This is a genomic window from Marinobacterium sp. xm-m-312, assembly GCF_013283295.1.
Classification (GTDB): Bacteria; Pseudomonadota; Gammaproteobacteria; order Pseudomonadales; family Balneatricaceae; genus Marinobacterium_E.
The window spans coordinates 1-3255 of record NZ_WBYS01000012.1 but is presented as its reverse complement, the minus strand read 5'-3'; the positions used below and the strand labels follow the sequence as shown (position 1 = coordinate 3255).

2 rRNA genes are annotated in these 3255 nt (G+C 51.3%); both read left to right on the top strand.

Features of this window, described 5'->3' with window-relative positions:
- Positions 1-71 precede the first annotated feature (71 nt).
- Positions 72-2960, top strand: a 23S ribosomal RNA gene (locus XMM312_RS11390).
- Positions 2961-3092: 132 nt separating this feature from the next.
- Positions 3093-3208, top strand: a 5S ribosomal RNA gene (rrf, locus tag XMM312_RS11385).
- Positions 3209-3255 lie beyond the last annotated feature (47 nt).

The window sequence follows — 3255 nt, the reverse complement described above, 5'->3', positions numbered from 1 at the left end:
ATACAAGCGCCAACCGGCGAAATCGATCGTTACGAGAACCATTCAGTTGATCAGACACCTTTGGGTTATATGGTCAAGTGAATAAGCGTGCACGGTGGATGCCTTGGCAGTCAGAGGCGATGAAGGACGTTGTAACCTGCGATAAGGTACGGGGAGCTGGTAAACAAGCTTTGATCCGTACATTTCCGAATGGGGAAACCCACCACGTAAGTGGTATCTCTTTACTGAATATATAGGTTTAGAGAGGCGAACTCGGGGAACTGAAACATCTAAGTACCCGAAGGAAAAGAAATCAACCGAGATTCCCTTAGTAGCGGCGAGCGAACGGGGACCAGCCCTTAAGCTGGATTTGGGTTAGAAGAACAAGCTGGAAAGCTTGGCCATAGTGGGTGATAGCCCCGTATTCGAAAACCCTTTTTCAGTGAAATCGAGTAGGACGGGACACGTGTTATCCTGTCTGAACATGGGGGGACCATCCTCCAAGGCTAAATACTCCTGACTGACCGATAGTGAACCAGTACCGTGAGGGAAAGGCGAAAAGAACCCCTGTGAGGGGAGTGAAATAGACCCTGAAACCGTGTACGTACAAGCAGTGGGAGCCGACTTAGTTCGGTGACTGCGTACCTTTTGTATAATGGGTCAACGACTTACTTTCAGTAGCAAGCTTAACCGTTTAGGGGAGGCGTAGGGAAACCGAGTCTTAATAGGGCGCATAGTTGCTGGGAGTAGACCCGAAACCGGGCGATCTATCCATGGGCAGGTTGAAGGTTGAGTAACATCAACTGGAGGACCGAACCGACTACCGTTGAAAAGTTAGCGGATGACCTGTGGATCGGAGTGAAAGGCTAATCAAGCTCGGAGATAGCTGGTTCTCCTCGAAAGCTATTTAGGTAGCGCCTCATGTCTCACCTTGGGGGGTAGAGCACTGTTTCGGCTAGGGGGTCATCCCGACTTACCAACCCGATGCAAACTCCGAATACCCAAGAGTGCAATCATGGGAGACACACGGCGGGTGCTAACGTCCGTCGTGAAAAGGGAAACAACCCAGACCGCCAGCTAAGGTCCCAAACTTCTAGTTAAGTGGGAAACGATGTGGGAAGGCTCAGACAGCTAGGAGGTTGGCTTAGAAGCAGCCATCCTTTAAAGAAAGCGTAATAGCTCACTAGTCGAGTCGGCCTGCGCGGAAGATATAACGGGGCTCAAACTAGAGACCGAAGCTGCGGATGCGTTTATACGCATGGTAGAGGAGCGTTCTGTAAGCTGTTGAAGCGGAAGCTGTAAGGCACCGTGGAGGTATCAGAAGTGCGAATGTTGACATAAGTAACGATAAAGGGAGTGAAAAACTCCCTCGCCGGAAGACCAAGGGTTCCTATCCAACGTTAATCGGGGTAGGGTGAGTCGACCCCTAAGATGAGGCTGAAAAGCGTAATCGATGGGAAGCAGGTTAATATTCCTGCACCTCGCATAACTGCGACGGGGGGACGGAGAAGGCTAGGCTAGCGCGGCGTTGGTTGTCCGCGTTTAAGGATGTAGGTTTGGAACTTAGGCAAATCCGGGTTCCTATATGACTGAGATCTGATGACGAGCTCCTATATGGAGTGAAGTAGTTGATGCCCGGCTTCCAGGAAAATCCTCTAAGCTTCAGGTTATGTGGGATCGTACCCCAAACCGACACAGGTGGTCAGGTTGAGAATACCAAGGCGCTTGAGAGAACTCGGGTGAAGGAACTAGGCAAAATGGCACCGTAACTTCGGGAGAAGGTGCGCCGGTTTTGGTGATGGGACTTGCTCCCTAAGCTGAGGCCGGTCGAAGATACCAGGTGGCTGCGACTGTTTATTAAAAACACAGCACTCTGCAAACACGAAAGTGGACGTATAGGGTGTGACGCCTGCCCGGTGCTTGAAGGTTAATTGATGGGGTTAGCTCCGGCGAAGCTCTTGATCGAAGCCCAAGTAAACGGCGGCCGTAACTATAACGGTCCTAAGGTAGCGAAATTCCTTGTCGGGTAAGTTCCGACCTGCACGAATGGCGTAACGATGGCCACACTGTCTCCACCCGAGACTCAGTGAAATTGAACTCGCTGTGAAGATGCAGCGTACCCGCGGCTAGACGGAAAGACCCCGTGAACCTTTACTATAGCTTCACACTGGACTTTGACCTTACTTGTGTAGGATAGCTGGGAGGCTTTGAAACTTGGACGCCAGTTCGAGTGGAGCCGATCTTGAAATACCAGCCTGGTAACGTTGAAGTCCTAACTCCGGTCCCTTATCGGGATCGAGGACAGTGTGTGGTGGGTAGTTTGACTGGGGCGGTCTCCTCCCAAAGAGTAACGGAGGAGCACGAAGGTACCCTCAGCATGGTCGGAAATCATGCAATGAGCGCAAGAGTAAAAGGGTGCTTGACTGCGACACAGACACGTGGAGCAGGTACGAAAGTAGGTTCTAGTGATCCGGTGGTTCTGTATGGAAGGGCCATCGCTCAACGGATAAAAGGTACTCCGGGGATAACAGGCTGATACCGCCCAAGAGTTCACATCGACGGCGGTGTTTGGCACCTCGATGTCGGCTCATCACATCCTGGGGCTGAAGCCGGTCCCAAGGGTATGGCTGTTCGCCATTTAAAGTGGTACGCGAGCTGGGTTTAGAACGTCGTGAGACAGTTCGGTCCCTATCTGCCGTGGGCGTTTGAGATTTGAGAAGAGTTGCTCCTAGTACGAGAGGACCGGAGTGAACGAACCTCTGGTGTTCCGGTTGTCACGCCAGTGGCATTGCCGGGTAGCTATGTTCGGACGGGATAACCGCTGAAAGCATCTAAGCGGGAAGCCCCCTTCAAGATGAGATCTCACTGGACCTTTAAGGTCCCTAAAGAGCCGTTCAAGACTAGGACGTTGATAGGCTGGGTGTGTAAGCGTTGTGAGGCGTTGAGCTAACCAGTACTAATTGCTCGTGAGGCTTGACCATATAACGCCAAAGCTGTCTGAGAGCGAAAGCTTCAGATGAACAGCTGAGTGGTTTAATGATTGATTTAACGGTTGTAGCTTGTATAGACAACCAAGACGCATCTTACAGTATCCAATGCGTTAACCAGTTTTGCCTGGTGACAATAGAGACGTGGAACCACCTGATCCCTTACCGAACTCAGTCGTGAAACGCGTCATCGCCGATGGTAGTGTGGGGTTTCCCCATGTGAGAGTAGGTCATTGCCAGGCACCTAATAAACAAAGAACCCCAGTACCGAAAGGTCCTGGGGTTTTTT